The organism is Streptomyces sp. NBC_01241, from assembly GCF_041435435.1.
GTDB lineage: Bacteria > Actinomycetota > Actinomycetes > Streptomycetales > Streptomycetaceae > Streptomyces.
Genome location: NZ_CP108494.1, coordinates 3,340,651 through 3,358,587, shown reverse-complemented (window position 1 = coordinate 3,358,587; position 17,937 = coordinate 3,340,651). Strand labels below are relative to the sequence as shown.

Genomic DNA, 17,937 nt, shown 5'->3' with positions numbered 1-17,937 from the left:
CCCCGGATCCTCGCTCCTCGATCGCCGGAGGGGCTTGGATCGGGGCGGAGGGGCGGCTTGATTTGGGGCTTTGCCTCTGACCCCGCTCCTCGATCGTCGGAGGGGCTTGATCTGGGAGTACTTCATGACCCGCGTGGCCGCCATCGACTGCGGTACCAACTCCATCCGTCTGCTCGTCGCCGACGCGGACCCGTCCACCGGTGAGCTCGTCGAGCTCGACCGGCGGATGGAGATCGTCCGCCTCGGGCAGGGCGTCGACCGCACCGGCCGGCTCGCGCCCGAGGCGTTGGAGCGGACCTTCGCCGTCTGCCGCCAGTACGCGGAGGTGATCGAGGAGCACGGCGCGCGGAAGATCCGCTTCGTCGCCACCTCCGCCTCCCGCGACGCGGAGAACAGGGACGAGTTCGTCCGCGGCGTGCTGGACATCCTGGGCGTCGAGCCCGAGGTGATCAGCGGTGACGAGGAGGCGGAGTTCTCCTTCATCGGCGCCACCAAGGAGCTCATGGGCCGCGACCACTTCGAGAAGCCGTATCTCGTTGTGGACATCGGCGGCGGCTCCACCGAGTTCGTCGTCCGCGACGACCATGTGCGGGCCGCGCGTTCCGTGGACATGGGGTGCGTCCGGATGACCGAGCGGCACCTCGTGCACGACGGCGTCGTGAGCGATCCGCCGACCCCCGAGGAGATCGCCGCGATCCGCGCCGACATCGACGCGGCCCTCGACCTCGCCGAGGAGAGCGTCCCGCTCACCGGGGCCGCCACCCTCGTCGGCCTCGCCGGGACGGTCACCACCGTCGCCGCGATCGCCCTGGGGCTCGACGCGTACGACTCCGAGGCGATCCACCACTCCCGGATCTCCCTCGACCAGGTCCAGGAGATCACCGGACGGCTCCTCGCCTCCACCCACGCCGAGCGTGCCGCGATCGGCGCCATGCATCCGGGACGGGTCGATGTGATCACCTCCGGGGCGCTGATCCTGCTTGCCGTGATGAAGCGGACCGGGGCCCGGGAAGTCGTCGTCAGCGAGCACGACATCCTCGACGGAATCGGCTGGTCGGTCGCGTAGGCCCCGCTCCCGCGGCGCCCGCGAGCGGCGCTGCGCACCGGCCTTCCGCAGGGTGCCGGTACGGCGCTCATGCGCACTTTGGCCTGCACCTTTGAGCCGGTGTGGGCGACCCGAGGGGCGCTCCGCGGGACACATCGCGACGAAGTTCGTGAACTTCTTCACAAGGAATTCGGCCCCGTGGAGGGCAGTTCTGCTCCGTACGGGCATCGCGGGCCGCTCGCGGAGTCGTTCCGTACCGATACGGGACCGTTCCGGGCACGTTGCCGGCGTGCGGATCCAGGTGGTGGTTCGCCCGGTCCACAGGCTCAAGGGCCAGCTCACAGGCGGTGAGTAACGTTCGCCGCCGCGCCGTGGTTCCCCTCCAGGGTCATGACCTCGGTCACGGGGGCGGCGAAGTGTAGCAGAGGGTGAGGGATACCTTGTGAAGGGGCTCACGAGCCCGCCCCCCGAGGGGGGTGGATACTCGATGGCATGAGCACCACGGAGCGTCCCAGGATCCTCGTAGTAGGCGGTGGGTACGTAGGCCTGTACGCAGCTCGGCGCATTCTGAAGAAGATGCGCTACGGCGAGGCGACCGTCACGGTCGTCGATCCCCGGTCGTACATGACCTACCAGCCCTTCCTCCCCGAAGCTGCCGCCGGCAGCATCTCGCCTCGGCATGTCGTCGTCCCGCTGCGACGCGTACTGCCGAAGGCCGAGGTCCTCACCGGCCGCGTCACGACCATCGATCAGGACCGCAAGGTCGCCACGGTCGCGCCGCTCGTCGGCGAGGCCTACGAGCTGCCCTTCGACTACCTGGTCGTCGCCATGGGCGCGGTCTCCCGCACCTTCCCGATCCCCGGCCTCGCCGAGCAGGGCATCGGCATGAAGGGCATCGAGGAGGCCATCGGCCTGCGCAACCACGTCCTCGAGCAGCTGGACAAGGCCGACTCGACGACCGATGAGGACATCCGCCGCAGGGCGTTGACGTTCGTCTTCGTGGGTGGCGGGTTCGCCGGTGCGGAGACCATCGGCGAGGTCGAGGACATGGCCCGCGACGCGGCGAAGTACTACACGAGCGTGAAGCGCGAGGACATGCGCTTCATCCTCGTCGACGCCGCCGACAAGATCCTTCCCGAGGTCGGCCCGAAGCTGGGCACCTGGGGCCGGGAGCACCTGGAGTCCCGTGGTGTCGAGGTCTTCCTCTCGACCTCCATGGACTCCTGCGTCGACGGTCACGTCGTGCTGAAGAACGGCCTGGAGGTCGACTCCAACACGATCGTGTGGACGGCCGGCGTGAAGCCGAACCCGGCGCTGGCCCGCTTCGGTCTGCCGCTCGGTCCGCGCGGTCACGTGGACACCTCCGAGAAGCTCCAGGTGCAGGGCACCGACTACATCTGGGCCGCGGGCGACAACGCCCAGGTCCCGGACATGGTCGGCCGCCGGGCCGGCAACCCGAACGCCTGGTGCCCGCCGAACGCCCAGCACGCGCTGCGTCAGGCCAAGGTCCTCGGTGACAACGTCATCTCCGGGATGCGGGGCTTCCCGCAGAAGGAGTACAGCCACGCCAACAAGGGTGCGGTCGCCGGTCTGGGGCTGCACAAGGGCGTCGCGATGATCGTCATGGGCAAGATGAAGATCAAGCTCAAGGGCCGTCTCGCCTGGTACATGCACCGTGGCTACCACGGTATGGCGATGCCGACCTGGAACCGTAAGATCCGGATCTTCGCCGACTGGACCCTTGCGATGTTCCTCAAGCGCGAGGTCGTCTCGCTCGGCGCCATGGAGACGCCGCGCGAGGAGTTCTACGAGGCCGCCAAGCCGGCCCCGGCACCGGCCGCCGCCAAGGCCGTGGGCGAGAAGGCGAAGGCCTCCTAGCCCGCCCGCGGGCCCACTCGCCCGCGCAGTACACGCACAACGCCCGAAGGGGTCGTCCGCCATCCGTGGTGCGGGCGGCCCTTTCGGCGTATCCGCGCATCCCGTTCGACGTACGCCCCTGAATAAGTGTGCAGTACAGGTATTTTGCCTTTCCGTTGCGCTGTAGCGGGATGGCGCACGCTCCGCAGACTGTTGACGGGATGTGCCTCGCCGTGGCGTCGTGGGTGCCCGGCGTGGTTGCAGGCATGTTTGGTCATGTTTGGGCACATTGGGAACACCATCACGGAGGTGTGCGCCATGGCAGACGCCGCATTGCGGCTGACCGCTCTCGCCGAGGAGTTGCTGGGAGAGAAGCTGCCGGTCCGTATCCGGGCCTGGGACGGCAGCGAATCAGGACCGCCCGGTGCCCCCGTCCTCGTCATCCGGAACCGCCGCGCGCTGCGCAGGCTGCTCTGGAAGCCGGGTGAACTGGGCCTGGCCCGCGCCTGGGTGGCGGGCGAACTCGATATCGAAGGCGATCTGTACGAGGCCCTGGACCTGATGGCCTCGCTGATCTGGGACCGCGGCGCGGAGGCCAAGGACCGTGTCCACCCGGTCCGCGACCCGAAGGTGCGGGCCTTCGCCAAAGGGCTGTTGCAGCTCGGCGGCCCCTGGCTCCCGCCGGTCCCGCCGCCCGAGGAGGTACGGCGCCGCACCGGCACTCTCCACACCAAGCGGCGCGACCAGGAGGCCATCAGTCACCACTACGACGTGGGCAATGACTTCTACGAACTTGTCCTCGGTCCCTCCATGGTCTACTCCTGCGCCTACTGGGAGGACGACGGAAGCCTTGAGGACGCCCAGCGGGACAAGCTCGACCTGGTCTGCCGCAAGCTCGCGCTGAAGGAGGGCGACCGGCTCCTCGACGTCGGCTGCGGCTGGGGCTCCATGGCCCTGCACGCCGCCCGCGAATACGGCGCCCGGGTCACCGGAGTGACCCTCTCCGCCGAACAGGCCGCCTACGCCAGGAAACGCATCGCGGAAGAGGGCCTGACCGACCGGATCGAGATCCGGGTCCAGGACTACCGGGACGTCAGGGACGGCCCGTACGACGCCATCTCGTCCATCGGCATGGCGGAACACGTCGGCTCCGTCCGCTTCCGCGAGTACGCCGACGCCCTCTACGCACTCCTCAAGCCCGGTGGCCGGCTGCTCAACCACCAGATCGCCCGCCGCCCCGAGAAGGACGAGTCCGCGTACCACGTGGACGAGTTCATTGACGCCTACGTCTTCCCGGACGGCGAACTGGCCCCGGTGGGACGGACCGTGGCCACCCTCGAAGAAGCCGGGTTCGAGGCCCGTGACGTCGAGTCGATCCGCGAACACTACGCACTGACCCTGCGCAGCTGGGTCGCCAACCTGGAGAAGCACTGGGAGCGGGCGGTCCGGATGACCTCGTCCGGACGGGCCAGGGTCTGGCGCCTCTACATGGCCGCCTCCGCCCTGTCCTTCGAGCACAACAAGATCGGCGTCAACCAGATCCTCGTGGTGCGCCCGGCGGAGGGCGGGGCCTCCCGCATGCCACTGAGGGCCCGCGTCTGGGGGCCGTCGGCGACCGGCTGACACCGGGAGATCCCCGGCACCGGTGGGAACGTACCGGGGGCCGGTACCCGCAGCTCCGTGCTGCGGGTACCGGCCCCCGGCCGTGTCGTTCCCGTCCGGTGCCGTGCCGGCCGTTACTCGGTCTTGATCGCCGTCAGCATGTTCAGCTTCGCGGCGCTGCGGGCCGGCCAGAGCGAGGCCAGCACACCCACCAGCGCGGCGAGCACCAGGAAGAGTCCGATCCGGTCCCACGGAATGACCAGGGCATAGCCCGGGATGTCGGACTTCAGGGTCTGCCCGATTGCCCAGCCGAGGAACGTACCGAGCCCGATGCCGACCACCGCGCCGAAGAGCGAGATGACCACGGCCTCCAGCCGGATCATGCGCTTCACCCGGCGCCGGTCCAGGCCGATCGCCCGCAGCATGCCGATCTCCTGCTGGCGTTCGAAGACCGACATGGCCAGGGTGTTGACGACCCCGAGCACCGCGATGATCAGGGCCATCGCCAGCAGTCCGTACATGATGTTCAGGGCGGTGTTGATGAAGCCGCCGAACGTGTCCCGGATGTCCTGACGGTCCATGATGCTCATCGCCGGGTTGTTGCCCAGCGCCTTGACCAGGGCCTTCTCATGGGCTGCGGACTCGCCGCCGTCCATCTTCAGCCAGACCTCGCGGATGTCGGCGTGGGAGACGTGCGGGTCCAGGAGGTTCTTCGGGATCAAGATCCGGGAGAGGAACTCGTTGTCCTCGTAGACCGCGCCGACCTTCAGGTTCTCCTTCTTGCCGTCGTCGTAGACGACCGGGACCGTGTCACCGGTCTTCCAGTGGTGCGACTTCGCGGTGTCCTCGGACACGGCGATCTTGCCGTCACCGAGCGAGTCGACCGAGCCGGAGACCGTCTTGATGGCGAAGAGCTGCGCCACGTCGCCGGGGGCGACTCCGGTGGCACCGATTTCCTGGTTGCCGAACTTCATCCAGGCGTCCTGCCGGGGTGAGACGGCCGAGACTCCGTCGGCCTTCTCCAGGGCCTTGAGTGCCGACTCGTCGAGCGAATTGCCGCTCGCCATCGACACCAGGTAGTCGGCCTTGATGTTGTCCGTCGTCATCCGGTCGATCGCCTGGCCGAGGGTGACGCCGAGCACGGAGATGCCGGTGACCAGGGTGAGGCCGATCGCCAGCGCGGAGGCGGTGGCTCCGGTACGTCGCGGATTACGGACCGCGTTCTGCGCGGCCAGCTTGCCGGAGACTCCGAACAGCCGCTTCAGCAGCGGGCGGACCAGCGCGATGACCGGCCGCGACAGCAGCGGGATCAGCACGATGACGCCGACCAGCGCGAAGAACGCACCGATCCCGATGAGCGTCCGGCCGTCCGAACCGGCCGCCGCACCCGCCACGATGCCCGCGGCGCCGAGCAGGGTGAGCGCCCCGCCGATCGAGTTGCGCAGCACCAGGGACTTGACCGTCGCCGTCGCGTGCACGCTGTTCATCGCGGCCACCGGCGGGATCTTCGCGGCCCGGCGAGCGGGCAGCCAGGCGGCCAGCACGGTGATCAGTACGCCGACGCCGAACGCTGCGGCGACCGCGGTGGGCGAGACGATCAGCGGTCCGGCCGGGATCTTCCCGCCGAACTGACTCATCACGGAGCGCAGGCCGGTGGCGAGTCCGAGGCCGAGCACGAATCCGATGACCGAAGCGATCGCGCCGACCACCGCGGCTTCCAGGAGCACGGAGCGCTTGACCTGGCGGCGGGAGGCACCGACGGCGCGCATCAGCGCCAGTTCCTTGGTGCGCTGGGCCACCAGCATGGTGAAGGTGTTGGCGATCAGGAAGACGCCGACGAAGAGCGCGATGGCCGCGAAGGCGAGCAGCATGGTGTTGAGGCTGCTCAGACCCTTCTGGATCTGCTTGGCCTGCTCGTCGGCGAGGGCCTTGCCGGTCTTGGCCTCGGCGCCCTTGGGCAGCAGCGGCTTGACGTCGGCCAGCAGCTTCTCGGCGGAGGCGCCGGCCGCGCCAGCGACGTTGACCTCCTTGAACTCGCCGGGCCTGAGGTACAGCTTCTGGGCGACCGGGGACTCGAAGAGGACCAGGCTGCCGCCCGCGTTGACCGCGCCGTCCTCGGTGGTGAAGACGCCGGCGAGGGTGTACTCCTTCACCGGCCCGTTCGTGGCGACCCGGACCCGGTCACCGACGTGGTACTTGCCCTTCTTCGCGGTCTCCTGGTCGAGCGCGATCCGGTCGGCCGCGTCCGGGCCCTTGCCGTCGACGAAGGTGTACGCGGAGTCCTTGCCGTCCTTGCCGGGGGAGTAGTTCCCTCCGGTGTTCGACCAGCCGTTGCCGATCAGCTTGCCGTCGGGGTCGGCGACCCCGGCGAAGCCGGAGACCCGGCCGGTGGCGGTGTCCACACCGTCCAGGTCCTGGATCTTCTTCAGGGTGGCGGCGGTGATGCCGGGCGTCTTCTCGTCGCGCTGGTTGGCCGGGGTCGTGACGGCGACGGCGACGTCGTCGTAGCTCTTCGCCGACTGGTTGCGGAAGGCGTTGCCGAGGGTGTCGGTGAAGACCAGGGTGCCGGATACGAAGGCCACGCCGAGCATCACGGCGAGCACGGTCATCAGCAGCCTGGCCTTGTGCGCGAGCACATTGCGCAGGGCGGTACGGAACATGTCTGTCAGTCCTGGGATGGGAAGGGGGTCCGGAGAAGGGCGCGGGGCAGGGCGGGCTTCAGCTGGTGCGGCCCTTGGCGTCGAACGCCTTCATCCGGTCGAGGACCCCGTCCGCCGTGGGGTGCAGCATCTGGTCGACGATCCGGCCGTCCGCGAGGAAGACGACCCGGTCCGCGTAGGAGGCCGCCGCCGGGTCGTGGGTCACCATCACCACGGTCTGCCCCAGCTCGCGCACCGAGTTGCGCAGGAAGCCGAGGACCTCGGCGCCGGAGCGGGAGTCCAGGTTCCCGGTCGGCTCGTCACCGAAGATGATCTCCGGCTGCGAGGCCAGGGCGCGGGCCACCGCGACGCGCTGCTGCTGGCCGCCGGAGAGTTCGGTCGGCCGGTGTGTCAGCCGGTCGGAGAGGCCCACCATGTCGATGACCCGGCGCACCCACTCGGCGTCGGGCTTGCGGCCCGCGATGTCCATCGGGAGCGTGATGTTCTCCAGCGCCGTCAGGGTCGGCAGCAGGTTGAACGCCTGGAAGATGAAGCCGATCTTGTCCCGGCGGAGCTGGGTGAGCTGCTTGTCCTTGAGGGAGCCCAGCTCCGTCTCGCCGATCCGCACCGAGCCGCTGCTGAAGCTGTCGAGGCCGGCCACGCAGTGCATCAGCGTGGACTTGCCGGAGCCGGACGGGCCCATGATCGCGGTGAACTCGCCCTGCGGGAAGTCCACGGAGACCCGGTCCAGGGCCGTGACCCTGGTCTCGCCCTCTCCGTAGACCTTGGACAGATCCGTGGCGCGGGCAGCCACCGTGGTGACGCGGTGTGCGGTGGAAGTGGTGGTCACGGGAATCTCCTGATTCGGGGCTCCGGCCGAGTTTTCGTCCGGGATGCGTTTTCGGCTGCGACCGGTGAGGTCCGGTGAGGTCCGGTCGCCGGGGAACCTCTCTATCGTCACCGCCGCGATGTCGCGATTCGTCAGTCCCCGTGCCCGTTCCCGGGGCCGTCTTGAGTCGCACCGAGGGGCCCCTGCGTCCTCCTCCGGTATGACACCGACCCTGAGGGCGTTAGCCCGGTCGGGTGGCGCGCCCATGGCGATGACTGGCGCGCGCCTGGCGAATGCGCCCGGCGATTGCGCCGTCCGGGTGCGGCGACTTTACGTCAATCCGGATTGCCGGCCGCCGTGACCGCTACCCCGCCCAGGCATGTGACGATGCCCCCTCGCGAGTGCTGACGACCCCTCAAGCGGTCAATAAAATAAGACAACATCGCGCCACTGATCCGCTGATCGGAGGAAGTCCCCGGATAGGGTCATGTGCCAACGCGGAGCCGCGCGCCAGGCCCGGATGGTGGAATGCAGACACGGCGAGCTTAAACCTCGCTGCCCCTCGGGGGCGTGCCGGTTCGAGTCCGGTTCCGGGCACCATCGCGCGCAGGGCGGCCGAGTGGGCGCAGCGCCGTACGGCAGCCCTGCCGGCCGGCCGAGGAGGCGGCCACCCGTCCGAAGGTTCCCCAAAGATCCTCCCCAGGCACTAGTCTGATTCTTTTGCCTACCCATTACTCTTATGGGAAGGCCGCGCAGGGTGGCCATGGAGGAGTGAGATGAGGAGCAGCAACCCGGTCTTCTCGCGACGGGGCTTCAGCCGCGACAACGGATACGCGGGCTTCAACGCGGCGCCGCAGGCCGGGGCCCCCGCAGCGGGTGCCAACCCGTACGCGCAGGGCACCGCCGCCAACCCGTACGCCACCAACCCCTACGCCCAGCAGGACACCCAGTACGGCGTTCCACAGGCACCGGCGCGCTCCGGTGCGATGACGATCGACGACGTCGTCACGCGCACCGCGATCACGCTGGGTACCGTGGTGCTCGGCGCCGCGCTCGCCTGGGCCCTGCTGCCGGTCGACGAGGCCAACCTCGGCAAGTCCTACGGCATCGCGATCGGCGCCGCCCTGGTGGCGTTCGTCCTGTCGCTCGTCCAGTCCTTCAAGCGCAGGCCGTCCCCGGCGCTGATCGTGTCGTACGCGGCCTTCGAGGGCGTCTTCCTCGGAGTGATCTCCAGCGCGGTCAGTACGTACATCGGGCCGGGCGTCGTGATGCAGGCGGTGATGGGCACCATGTGTGTCTTCGCCGGTGTGCTTCTCGCGTACAAGATGCGCTGGATCCGCGTCACCCGCCGCTTCTACGGCTTCGTGATGGCCGCCGCCATGGGCTTCATGCTCCTGATGATGGTCAACCTGCTGTTCGCCGTCTTCGGCGGCGGTGACGGCCTGGGCTTCCGCAGTGGCGGCCTCGGCATCCTCTTCGGCGTCATCGGGATCATCCTCGGCGCGTGCTTCCTGGCCCTGGACTTCAAGCAGGTCGAGGACGGCGTCGCCTACGGCGCCCCCCGCGAGGAGTCCTGGCTGGCGGCCTTCGGCCTGACCATGACTCTGGTCTGGATCTACCTGGAGATGCTGCGTCTGCTCTCCATTCTCAGCGGCGACGACTGACGCGCGGCCCCGCGCCGGGAACGGCGCGGGAAACGGAACGGCCCGCAGGCACCGGTGCCTGCGGGCCGTTCCGTTTCCTTCCCGCCTGTGCCCGGGGCGGCGTGTGCCTGGAGCAGCTTGCGCCGGCCCTTCCCGACGCCGTGCCCGAGCATCGGCCCGTTGGCACCCGTCCGGGGAGGGCGCGTAGGGTCGCGGAGTGCTCGATACGACCCCGCTCATCACCGCCGTGGACCGATTCGCCGACCGGCTGCGCGCCGCCCCGCAGAGCCGTCTGCAGCACGGAGCGGCTGCCGAAGGACTGGCCACGGCCAGGGAATTGGCGCTGCGCGCCCAGCGCATCGAGGCGCCGGATCGGGAGCCGAGGATCATGCCGGACGCCGGGATCTTCGCGATCGGCGACCAACTCGCCGTAGCGGGGCGTGACTTGGCGGTGGCACTGGAAACGGCCCCGTCGGCTGAGCTGGACGAGGCCGTGCAATTCGTGACGGAGGCGGCTGCGCGGGCGTTCGCGTAGCGGCGGCGGGCGGTGGCGCGGCGGGGTCGACGCGGGGCCGGCGGTCGGTGAGAGTCGCTCCGCCCGGATGCCCGGGGGCCGGAATGCGGGGCTAGAACGAGGCGATGACGCGGTCGGCGAGGATGTAGACGTTCTCTTTGCCGCAGGAGAAGGTCAGGGCGTACGCACCGGAGATGCCCGAACCGCCCAGCAGCACCGGGCGCTCACCCGCGAGCAGCGCCTCGGCCAGGCGTTCGGCCGTCTCGCGGTGACCGGGAGTCATGCAGAGCGTGGTGCCGTCGGCGAAGACGTACACGTCGAGGGTGCCGAGCGGGCCGGGGCGCACGTCGGCGAGTTCCGTACGGTTGTCGGCGAGCTCTTCGAGCCGGTTCACGGTGTGCTCGTGATCGGTGACGACCGGGGTCTGCACGGGTACGAAGTCGGGATGGGAGGGGTGGCGGCGACGGGCCGCGGCCAGCTCGGGGGAGTCCTCGGCGAACTCCGCAGTCTCGGGCAGCTCGGTCACGTCCGCCAGCTCGACCAGTTCCGTCAGCTCTTCGAGCGCCTCGGCGGCGTCGAAGTCCATCGCCTCCAGACCCGCGAAGTCGGCCTGGCGCGGCATGAAGAACGGTGCCTCCTCGCCGATCCCGGTCAGGCCGCCCAGCAGGGACGGGGTGTCGGCGGCATCGCGCGCTTCCTGGGTGGCCCAGAAGGCACGGGCCTCGGCGAGCTCGCGCTCCCGTTCCTCGGCGAGTGCTTCGGCGACGGCGGCGCGTATCTCGTCGGCCGGGGTGGCTTCGTTGCGGCTCTGCGCGGGCACGGCGACACCGTGGACGCGGGCCGTTGCCAGCTCCGTACGAAGGGCCGTGATCTGCTTGCGCAGCCCGTGAGCGGCGTACAGGGCGGCGACACCCACGGCCGTGGCGGCGGCGGTGGTCAGCATCAGGGCAAGAGGCATGGCGCTCACTGACATACTCCCGGTTTCAATCGATCCCCCGACTTCCTACCTCAGCTTGTCCTCTAGCTGTGCCTGGTGTCAGTGCATTACGTCACGAATTGGACAGGTCTTTGGGCCTGGTGTTTAACCCTGATGCTGGTGTGACCTGCGGGAATGACTCTCCCCCAGGACGTAGGTCACATCCTGGGGGAGATTCGGTCACGGTCGGGGCTCGGGGCCGGCCGGTTCCGTCGCTTCGCTTCCGCTGAGGGCCGCAGGCAGCTCAGCTCAGCCGCTCGATGACCATCGCCATGCCCTGGCCGCCGCCCACGCACATGGTCTCCAGGCCGAACTGCTTGTCGTGGAACTGCAGGCTGTTGATCAGCGTGCCCGTGATCCGGGCGCCGGTCATGCCGAAGGGGTGGCCGACGGCGATGGCGCCACCGTTGACGTTCACCTTCTCCAGCGGCAGGCCGAGGTCGCGGTAGGAGGGGATCACCTGGGCGGCGAACGCCTCGTTGATTTCGGCCAGGTCGATGTCGTCGATGGTCAGCCCGGCCCGCTTCAGCGCCTGCTTGCTGGCCTCCACCGGTCCGTACCCCATGATCTCGGGGGAGAGACCGCAGACGCCGGTCGAGACGATCCGGGCCAGTGGGGTCAGGCCCAGCTCGCGCGCCTTGGTGTCGGACATGATCACGAGCGCGGCGGCGCCGTCGTTGAGCGGGCAGCAGTTGCCCGCGGTGACCAGGCCGTCCGGGCGGAAGACCGGCTTCAGGCCCTGCACGCCCTCCAGGGTGACGCCCGCGCGCGGGCCGTCGTCCTTCGAGACGACCGTGCCGTCCGGGGTGGTGACCGGGGTGATTTCGCGCTCCCAGAAGCCGTTCTTGATGGCTTCCTCGGCGAGGTTCTGGGAGCGGACGCCGAACTCGTCCATGTCCTGACGGGTGACGCCCTTGAGCCGGGCCAGGTTCTCCGCGGTCTGCCCCATTGCGATGTACGCGTCCGGGACCAGGCCGTCCTCGCGCGGGTCGTGCCAGTCGTCGCCGCCCTGCTCGGCGCGGGCCGCGGTGCGGGCCGCGGCGTCGGCGAACAGCGGGTTGTGCGTGTCGGGCCAGCTGTCGGAGTTGCCCTTCGAGAAGCGGGACACCATCTCGACACCGGCCGAGATGAAGACGTCGCCCTCGCCGGCCTTGATGGCGTGCAGCGCCATCCGGCTGGTCTGCAGGGAGGATGAGCAGTAGCGGGTGACCGTACAGCCGGGAAGGTGGTCCATTCCCATCTCTACGGCGATGATGCGGCCCAGGTTGTTGCCCTGCTCGCCGCCGGGGAGGCCGCAGCCGAGCATCAGGTCGTCGATGTCCTTCGGGTCCAGCTCGGGAACCCTGGCCAGCGCGGTCCGGATGATCGTGGCGGTCAGGTCGTCCGCGCGCAGATCCTTCAACGAACCCTTGAAGGCCCGGCCGATGGGGGAACGGGCAGCAGAGACGATCACGGCTTCGGGCATCACGCGGCTCCATGAGGGCTGGAAGGCGGGTTCTGGCAGGTGCTGACTTGGAAATTACCTGTACGTAGCTGCTGGGTCACCGGGCAGCGCATGTGACACCGACCTCTTTTCTAAGCGACCGCTCAGCCGGTCAATTGGCGGGGAGGTTGCGCGACTCCCCGTGCGGCTCGCCGTGCGACTCCCCGGACGGCTCCGGGCGCGGCTCCTCGCGCGGCTCCGTGAGCGGCTCCTCGCGCGGCTCCGTGAGCGGCTCCGTGAGCGGCTCCTCGTGCGGTCCGGAGGAGGCCATCGGTTCGGTCGCCGGCGCCGGCTCCGTCTCCGGGTGCGGCTGAGGCTCCGTGGCCGCGGGCAGGCGCCGCCGCCTGCGGTGCTTGAGGAGCGCCCAGGGCGCCCGGGCTCCCGTGACCTCCGTACCGGCCTCCCTGGCCGCCTGGGAGGCCGCCTCGGCCACCGGCAGCATGTCCTCGCGCCGGGCCCCGTCCAGCCGGTCGGTCTCCGGCCACAGCCCCAGCACCGCACAGAGCGTGGGCAGAAGAGCCATCGCCGCCGTGGCGTACCCCTCCGCCGACGGGTGGTAGTTGTCCGGCCCGAACAGCTCCCGCGGATTCGCCTCGAACTCCGGCCCCAGCAGGTCGCCCAGCGACACCGTGCGCCCGCCCTGTTCCACCGAGCCGATCGTCTGGGCCGCCGCCAGCTGCCGGCTCACCCGCCGGGCCATCCAGCGCAGCGGCTGGTAGACCGGCTCGATCGTGCCGAGATCCGGGCACGTGCCGACCACCACCTCCGCGCCCGCCGTACGCAGCCTGCGCACCGCGGTGGTCAGACAGCGCACCGACTGGGTGGCGGGCATCCGGTGCGTGACATCGTTCGCCCCGATCATGATCACGCAGACGTCGGGCGTATGGGACGGATCGGCGAGCAGCAGTGAGACCTGCCTCTCCAGATCGTCCGATCGGGCACCCGGCTGCGCCACATTGCGCAGGTCCACCGGCCGCTCGGACACCGCCGCGAGCCCCGAGGCGAGCAGTGCCCCCGGTGTCTGCCCCGCCCGGCGCACCCCCTGTCCGGCCGCCGTCGAGTCACCCAGCAGTCCCAGCCGCAACGGGTCGGCGGGGCCGGTGAACGCCACCCCGTACCGCCCGTCCGCGTTCGGCGGAACCGGTGCGATACCGCCGCCCACGAGCCGTTTCGCCAGCTGGACCTCCGCCAGCAGTACGCCCACCGCCGCCGCGCCGAGCAGCCCGATGCTGCCGCCGCCGTAGGCCGCGCCCGCTGCGATCCGCCGTGCCACCCTTGCCCTCGACACAGTCCGGTCCACCTCCTCCTTGCCGTACTGCCGTACCGCCGTACATACAGCTAACTGCCCCGCGGTGACCGTCGCTCAATCGCTTCGCCCAATCCCGCGTCCGTACGCATACCCTTGCCGCACCATCTCGGAGACCCCGGAGTACACGGTGCGATACCACGATTCGATGATCAGTCTCGTAGGCAATACCCCGCTGGTGAGGCTGCGCAGTGTCACGGCCGGCATCCAGGCGACGGTCCTGGCCAAGGTCGAGTACTTCAACCCCGGCGGTTCGGTCAAGGACCGCATCGCCCTGCGGATGATCGAGGCCGCCGAACAGAGCGGCGAGCTGCAGCCCGGCGGCACGATCGTCGAGCCGACCAGCGGCAACACGGGCGTCGGCCTGGCGATCGTCGCCCAGCAGAAGGGGTACAAGTGCATCTTCGTCTGCCCGGACAAGGTGTCCACGGACAAGATCAATGTGCTGCGCGCCTACGGTGCCGAGGTCGTCGTCTGCCCGACGGCCGTTGATCCCGAGCACCCCGACTCGTACTACAACGTCTCGGACCGGCTGGTCCGAGAGACCCCCGGAGCCTGGAAGCCCGACCAGTACTCCAACCCGAACAACCCGCGCTCCCACTACGAGACCACCGGTCCGGAGCTGTGGGAGCAGACGGACGGGAAGATCACCCACTTCGTCGCGGGCGTCGGCACGGGCGGCACGATCAGCGGCACCGGCCGCTATCTGAAGGAGGTCAGCGGCGGCTCGGTCACGGTCGTCGGCGCGGACCCGGAGGGCTCGGTCTACTCCGGCGGCTCCGGGCGTCCGTACCTCGTCGAGGGCGTCGGCGAGGACTTCTGGCCGAGCGCCTACGACCGTACGGTCACGGACGAGATCGTCGCCGTGTCCGACAAGGACTCCTTCCAGATGACCCGCCGCCTCGCCAAGGAGGAGGGCCTGTTGGTCGGCGGCTCCTGCGGCATGGCCGTCGTCGCCGCCCTGGAGGTCGCGAAGCGACTGGGCCCGGACGACGTGGTCGTCGTTCTGCTGCCCGACAGCGGCCGCGGCTACCTGAGCAAGATCTTCAACGACGAGTGGATGGCCGACTACGGCTTCCTGGAGGACGCCGGCCCGTCCGCACGCGTCGGGGACGTACTCGGCCACAAGGACGGCCCGATTCCGACGCTCGTGCACATGCACCCCGAGGAGACCGTCGGCGAGGCGATCGACGTGCTGCGGGAGTACGGCGTCTCGCAGATGCCGATCGTGAAGCCGGGCGCGGGCCACCCTGACGTGATGGCCGCCGAGGTCATCGGCTCGGTGGTGGAGCGGGAGCTGCTGAACGCGCTGTTCGCCCAGCGCGCCTCGCTCTCCGACCCGCTGGAGAAGCACATGTCGCCGCCGCTGCCGCAGGTCGGCTCCGGTGAGCCGGTCGCGGACCTGATGGCGGTGCTCGGCGGTACGAACGCGGCGGACGCGGCGATCGTGCTGGTGGAGGGCAAGCCGAAGGGCGTGGTCAGCAGGCAGGACCTGCTGGCGTTCCTCGCGAAGGACGCGGCGTCCGGCAAGCCGTGACGGTCCGCAGGCCGTAGCGGTTCGCGGCGCCGGGCTTCGCCGAAACGGTACGAGCGTGACACGTACACGCAGCACCGGCTTAACACGAGTCCGGCACATTGAGGGGTGTCGGCAGGGAAACCAGCCGACACCCGATACGGCGACACGGACTACGGAGCGGCTCCCGGACCTCCACCGTCGCCCGGGCACGGTGACCGGCCCTGACCCGGACCCGTGTTCCCCGCGGGGACCGCCGTCGTCCCGCCCCCTGGGAAACCGGGGGTGCGGCGGTCTCCGCGACACACTCCCGCACGGCGCCTCGTCCGGCCGGTGCGGCCGCCCAGCTCCCAGCAGCGCGAGGCGTTCCGCGCGCGGGGGCTGTCGGGCGACGAGACCGGCCTCGTGGCCTGCGCCACCAGCCGCGCGCGCCACATCGACCCGCGTCGGCTGATCATGCTGCCCACCCGCCGGGCGTGACGCCCCGTGTCCTCGGACCCGGCCCCCGGCTCTCAGTCCTCCCAGTCGGACCCCGCGCGCGAGGAACGGCGCTGGAACCAGGGCCAACTGCGGGCGGCGTGAACAGTGTTGACACCGACGATGCCGAGCCAGACGACGACCAGGCCCCCGGTATGGGCGGCCGCGGCGCCGATCGCCGACAGCGGGATGGCCAGGACCAGCGAGATGATCCCGAAGCCGTAGCGCTCGCCGAAGTTCCCCATGGGCTGCGGTGTACGCGCGCCCCTGGCGACGCTCACCTGCTGCTCGGCGAGATGACGCCGGACGCGGCGGTCGAGCGTGGTGTCGAGGCGCTGCTCGACCTTCTCCAGGAAGGACTCGACGAGCGCGGACTCGTAATCCGCACCCAGCTCGCTACGGGCATGCAGGGTGGCATCGAGCTCGTTCTTGAGCTCAGGGTCACGGGTATCCATGTCCTTCACGGTACGAATCGCGGGCGCCGGGGGCAGTGGGGCTAACCCCCCTCTTTCGTGCCGTCTCCTTCGGCCCTCCCGGTCTGCCCCTTCGCCCCTTGCCGCGCTCCTCGTCCGGCCGTCCGGGAGTTGTCCGAAGGCCGTCCGAAAAGTCGTCCGTAACATCCGGCGCAGCCGGAGCGTGTTCATGGCAAGAGCGTTTCTGGCGCGATGAACGGACGGGGACGATGCCGACGGGATCCGAGGATTTCGATGCTTTCTACACGGCGACGGCCAAACGCCTGGTGGCCACGGTCTATGCGGTGACCGGCGATCTGGCGGAGGCGGAGGACGCGGTGCAGGAGGCCTATGTGCGGGCGTGGCAGCGGTGGGACCGCCTGGCACGCGAGGGGGATCCGCTGCCTTGGGTGCGGACGGTGGCCGTACGGCTGGCAATCAGCACCTGGCGAAGGACGCGCAACCGCGTACGGGCGCACTTCCGGCACGGGCCGCCCACGGAGGTCCCCGGTCTCTCGGTGGACCGGGTGGCGCTGGTCGGGGCGCTGGGCGAGCTGAGCGTCGAGCAGCGCCAGGCCGTGGTCCTGCACCATCTGCTGGATCTGCCGGTGGAAGAGGTGGCACGTGAGGCGGGAGTGTCGAACGGCGCGGTACGGACCCGGCTCCACCGGGCCCGCAAGATCCTCGGCGAGCGGCTCGCCGAAACCATAGTCACTTCCGGGCGAGTGGAGGGCGTTCACCATGGCTGAGGTCGAGGAACTGCTGGACGGCGTCGTGGTGCGGTTGCCTGCCGCCGAGGAGATCCGGGCGAGGGGAAGGCGGCGTTCGCGCCGCAGGACCACGACGGTGGTGGTGTGCACGGTGGCGCTGATGGCCGCCGGGGCCTGGGCCGTGCTGCCGACCGGAGCGGATCAGCGGCACAAGCACGAAACGGTCGCCACCGCGCCGGACAACCCGTTCCGCAAGGACGGTCTGGTCCAGATGATGCGGGCGGACGAGGTGCCCCTCCACGGGACGTGGCACTGGAAGGAGGACGAGCGACCGACGACCGGAGCCGGTTCGCAGGGCGATCCCCTGCCGTACCTGGGTCTCGACGGAGCCTGCGCGGATGCGCCCCCTTCGGTGGGCGCGGTCGACGAGACCAGTTACAGCCGGTGGTACACGGGCAGGGACGGAGCCGTGGCCCAGCAGTGCATCGTCGAGTACGACGACGAGGCCACGGCCCGGGAGCAGTTGAGGAAGATGGGCGGCGTACTGGAATCGGGCGGTCTGCGGTCGGCACCGGGGAACTCGGGGAAGGCGGAGGACGGGAGCGGCTCCTGGGCCGGCACGGTGGAGAGCGGCCGTACGCTGCGGGTGTTCACGCGGCGCTGGAACTCCTGGGTCTCGGTCACCGAGGTCCTGGACGGCGTGCGCGGTTCCTGAGCGTGGTGGACCGACCGGGGCCGCGGGTGCCTGAGCGTGGTGGTCCGACCGGGTCTGCGCTTTCTCGGCGTGGGGAAGGCCGGGCCCTCGCCGCGGCTGCATATGGACATGCAGACGCCTTGCTGGCTGAATGGATTTGTCGGCGCCGGACCGTGGTGCGACGGATCTACCGAGGG

The 17,937-nt window shown here is 69.9% G+C and carries 15 protein-coding genes and 1 tRNA gene; 10 read left to right on the top strand and 6 right to left on the bottom strand.

Annotated features, from left to right (window positions below):
* Positions 1-124: 124 nt before the first annotated feature.
* The 3 genes from OG306_RS14645 (at position 125) to OG306_RS14635 (ending at position 4,525) form a co-directional block, all read left to right on the top strand.
* A complete protein-coding gene (locus tag OG306_RS14645; protein WP_371665362.1) occupies positions 125-1,066 on the top strand; it encodes an exopolyphosphatase in 942 nt (313 codons plus the stop codon).
* A 471-nt stretch (positions 1,067-1,537) separates the two neighbouring features.
* Positions 1,538-2,923, top strand: coding sequence for an NAD(P)/FAD-dependent oxidoreductase (locus OG306_RS14640; RefSeq protein WP_266906437.1), 1,386 nt, complete (start codon positions 1,538-1,540; stop codon positions 2,921-2,923).
* Positions 2,924-3,220: 297 nt separating this feature from the next.
* The gene (locus tag OG306_RS14635) at positions 3,221-4,525 is read left to right on the top strand and encodes an SAM-dependent methyltransferase (protein ID WP_266746614.1); all 1,305 of its coding nucleotides are present in this window, start codon (positions 3,221-3,223) and stop codon (positions 4,523-4,525) included.
* A gap of 113 nt (positions 4,526-4,638) precedes the next feature.
* Here the strand turns inward: OG306_RS14635 and OG306_RS14630 are convergent, their stop codons facing one another.
* Both OG306_RS14630 and OG306_RS14625 read right to left on the bottom strand, forming a co-directional pair.
* The gene (locus OG306_RS14630) at positions 4,639-7,164 is read right to left on the bottom strand and encodes an ABC transporter permease (RefSeq protein WP_266746613.1); all 2,526 of its coding nucleotides are present in this window, start codon (positions 7,162-7,164) and stop codon (positions 4,639-4,641) included.
* Positions 7,165-7,222: 58 nt separating this feature from the next.
* Entirely contained in the window at positions 7,223-7,993 is a 771-nt protein-coding gene (locus OG306_RS14625; protein ID WP_266746612.1) for an ABC transporter ATP-binding protein, read from the bottom strand.
* A gap of 493 nt (positions 7,994-8,486) precedes the next feature.
* Between OG306_RS14625 and OG306_RS14620 the strand changes: the two genes are divergently transcribed.
* The 3 genes from OG306_RS14620 to OG306_RS14610 all read left to right on the top strand — a co-directional run bounded on the left by OG306_RS14620 (position 8,487) and on the right by OG306_RS14610 (position 10,150).
* Positions 8,487-8,572 (top strand) — tRNA-Leu (locus OG306_RS14620).
* 176 nt (positions 8,573-8,748) lie between these two features.
* Positions 8,749-9,636 (top strand): Bax inhibitor-1/YccA family protein, encoded by an 888-nt coding sequence (locus tag OG306_RS14615; protein ID WP_266746611.1) that lies wholly within the window; start codon positions 8,749-8,751, stop codon positions 9,634-9,636.
* A 196-nt stretch (positions 9,637-9,832) separates the two neighbouring features.
* On the top strand, positions 9,833-10,150 hold the full coding sequence (locus tag OG306_RS14610; RefSeq protein WP_266746610.1) for a hypothetical protein: 318 nt from the start codon (positions 9,833-9,835) through the stop codon (positions 10,148-10,150).
* A gap of 91 nt (positions 10,151-10,241) precedes the next feature.
* Here OG306_RS14610 and OG306_RS14605 read toward each other — a convergent pair whose 3' ends face one another.
* From OG306_RS14605 to OG306_RS14595, 3 genes are all read right to left on the bottom strand, one after another.
* Positions 10,242-11,072, bottom strand: a complete 831-nt coding sequence (locus OG306_RS14605; protein ID WP_327259669.1) for a hypothetical protein — start codon at positions 11,070-11,072, stop codon at positions 10,242-10,244.
* A gap of 277 nt (positions 11,073-11,349) precedes the next feature.
* Positions 11,350-12,570, bottom strand: a complete 1,221-nt coding sequence (locus tag OG306_RS14600; protein WP_371665361.1) for an acetyl-CoA C-acetyltransferase — start codon at positions 12,568-12,570, stop codon at positions 11,350-11,352.
* Positions 12,571-12,700: 130 nt separating this feature from the next.
* Positions 12,701-13,861 carry an SGNH/GDSL hydrolase family protein gene (locus tag OG306_RS14595; RefSeq protein WP_371666240.1) on the bottom strand — a complete coding sequence of 387 codons (1,161 nt, stop codon included), beginning with the start codon at positions 13,859-13,861 and terminating at the stop codon, positions 12,701-12,703.
* Positions 13,862-14,024: 163 nt separating this feature from the next.
* On the opposite strand from OG306_RS14595, the gene OG306_RS14590 reads away from it, so the two are divergent.
* Together OG306_RS14590 and OG306_RS14585 are read left to right on the top strand one after the other, a co-directional pair.
* On the top strand, positions 14,025-15,431 hold the full coding sequence (locus tag OG306_RS14590) for a cystathionine beta-synthase (protein ID WP_266746608.1): 1,407 nt from the start codon (positions 14,025-14,027) through the stop codon (positions 15,429-15,431).
* Positions 15,432-15,740: 309 nt separating this feature from the next.
* The gene (locus OG306_RS14585; RefSeq protein ID WP_371665360.1) at positions 15,741-15,887 is read left to right on the top strand and encodes a hypothetical protein; all 147 of its coding nucleotides are present in this window, start codon (positions 15,741-15,743) and stop codon (positions 15,885-15,887) included.
* Between the two features lie 32 nt (positions 15,888-15,919).
* On the opposite strand, the gene OG306_RS14580 is transcribed toward OG306_RS14585, so the two are convergent.
* Entirely contained in the window at positions 15,920-16,339 is a 420-nt protein-coding gene (locus tag OG306_RS14580; RefSeq protein ID WP_266746606.1) for a hypothetical protein, read from the bottom strand.
* Between the two features lie 227 nt (positions 16,340-16,566).
* Here OG306_RS14580 and OG306_RS14575 point away from each other — a divergent pair, with 227 nt between their 5' ends.
* Positions 16,567-17,085 carry a SigE family RNA polymerase sigma factor gene (locus OG306_RS14575; RefSeq protein ID WP_266746605.1) on the top strand — a complete coding sequence of 173 codons (519 nt, stop codon included), beginning with the start codon at positions 16,567-16,569 and terminating at the stop codon, positions 17,083-17,085.
* On the top strand, positions 17,078-17,761 hold the full coding sequence (locus OG306_RS14570) for a hypothetical protein (RefSeq protein ID WP_266746604.1): 684 nt from the start codon (positions 17,078-17,080) through the stop codon (positions 17,759-17,761). The genes OG306_RS14575 and OG306_RS14570 overlap by 8 nt, the downstream gene beginning before the upstream one ends.
* Positions 17,762-17,937: the final 176 nt, after the last annotated feature.

Coding starts and splice junctions, on each gene's coding strand:
- OG306_RS14645 (WP_371665362.1), top strand. CDS start 125: ATGACCCGCGTGGCCGCCATCGACTGCGGTACCAACTCCATCCGTCTG.
- OG306_RS14640 (WP_266906437.1), top strand. CDS start 1,538: ATGAGCACCACGGAGCGTCCCAGGATCCTCGTAGTAGGCGGTGGGTAC.
- OG306_RS14635 (WP_266746614.1), top strand. CDS start 3,221: ATGGCAGACGCCGCATTGCGGCTGACCGCTCTCGCCGAGGAGTTGCTG.
- OG306_RS14630 (WP_266746613.1), bottom strand. CDS start 7,164: ATGTTCCGTACCGCCCTGCGCAATGTGCTCGCGCACAAGGCCAGGCTG.
- OG306_RS14615 (WP_266746611.1), top strand. CDS start 8,749: ATGAGGAGCAGCAACCCGGTCTTCTCGCGACGGGGCTTCAGCCGCGAC.
- OG306_RS14605 (WP_327259669.1), bottom strand. CDS start 11,072: ATGCTGACCACCGCCGCCGCCACGGCCGTGGGTGTCGCCGCCCTGTAC.
- OG306_RS14600 (WP_371665361.1), bottom strand. CDS start 12,570: ATGCCCGAAGCCGTGATCGTCTCTGCTGCCCGTTCCCCCATCGGCCGG.
- OG306_RS14580 (WP_266746606.1), bottom strand. CDS start 16,339: ATGGATACCCGTGACCCTGAGCTCAAGAACGAGCTCGATGCCACCCTG.
- OG306_RS14575 (WP_266746605.1), top strand. CDS start 16,567: ATGCCGACGGGATCCGAGGATTTCGATGCTTTCTACACGGCGACGGCC.
- OG306_RS14570 (WP_266746604.1), top strand. CDS start 17,078: ATGGCTGAGGTCGAGGAACTGCTGGACGGCGTCGTGGTGCGGTTGCCT.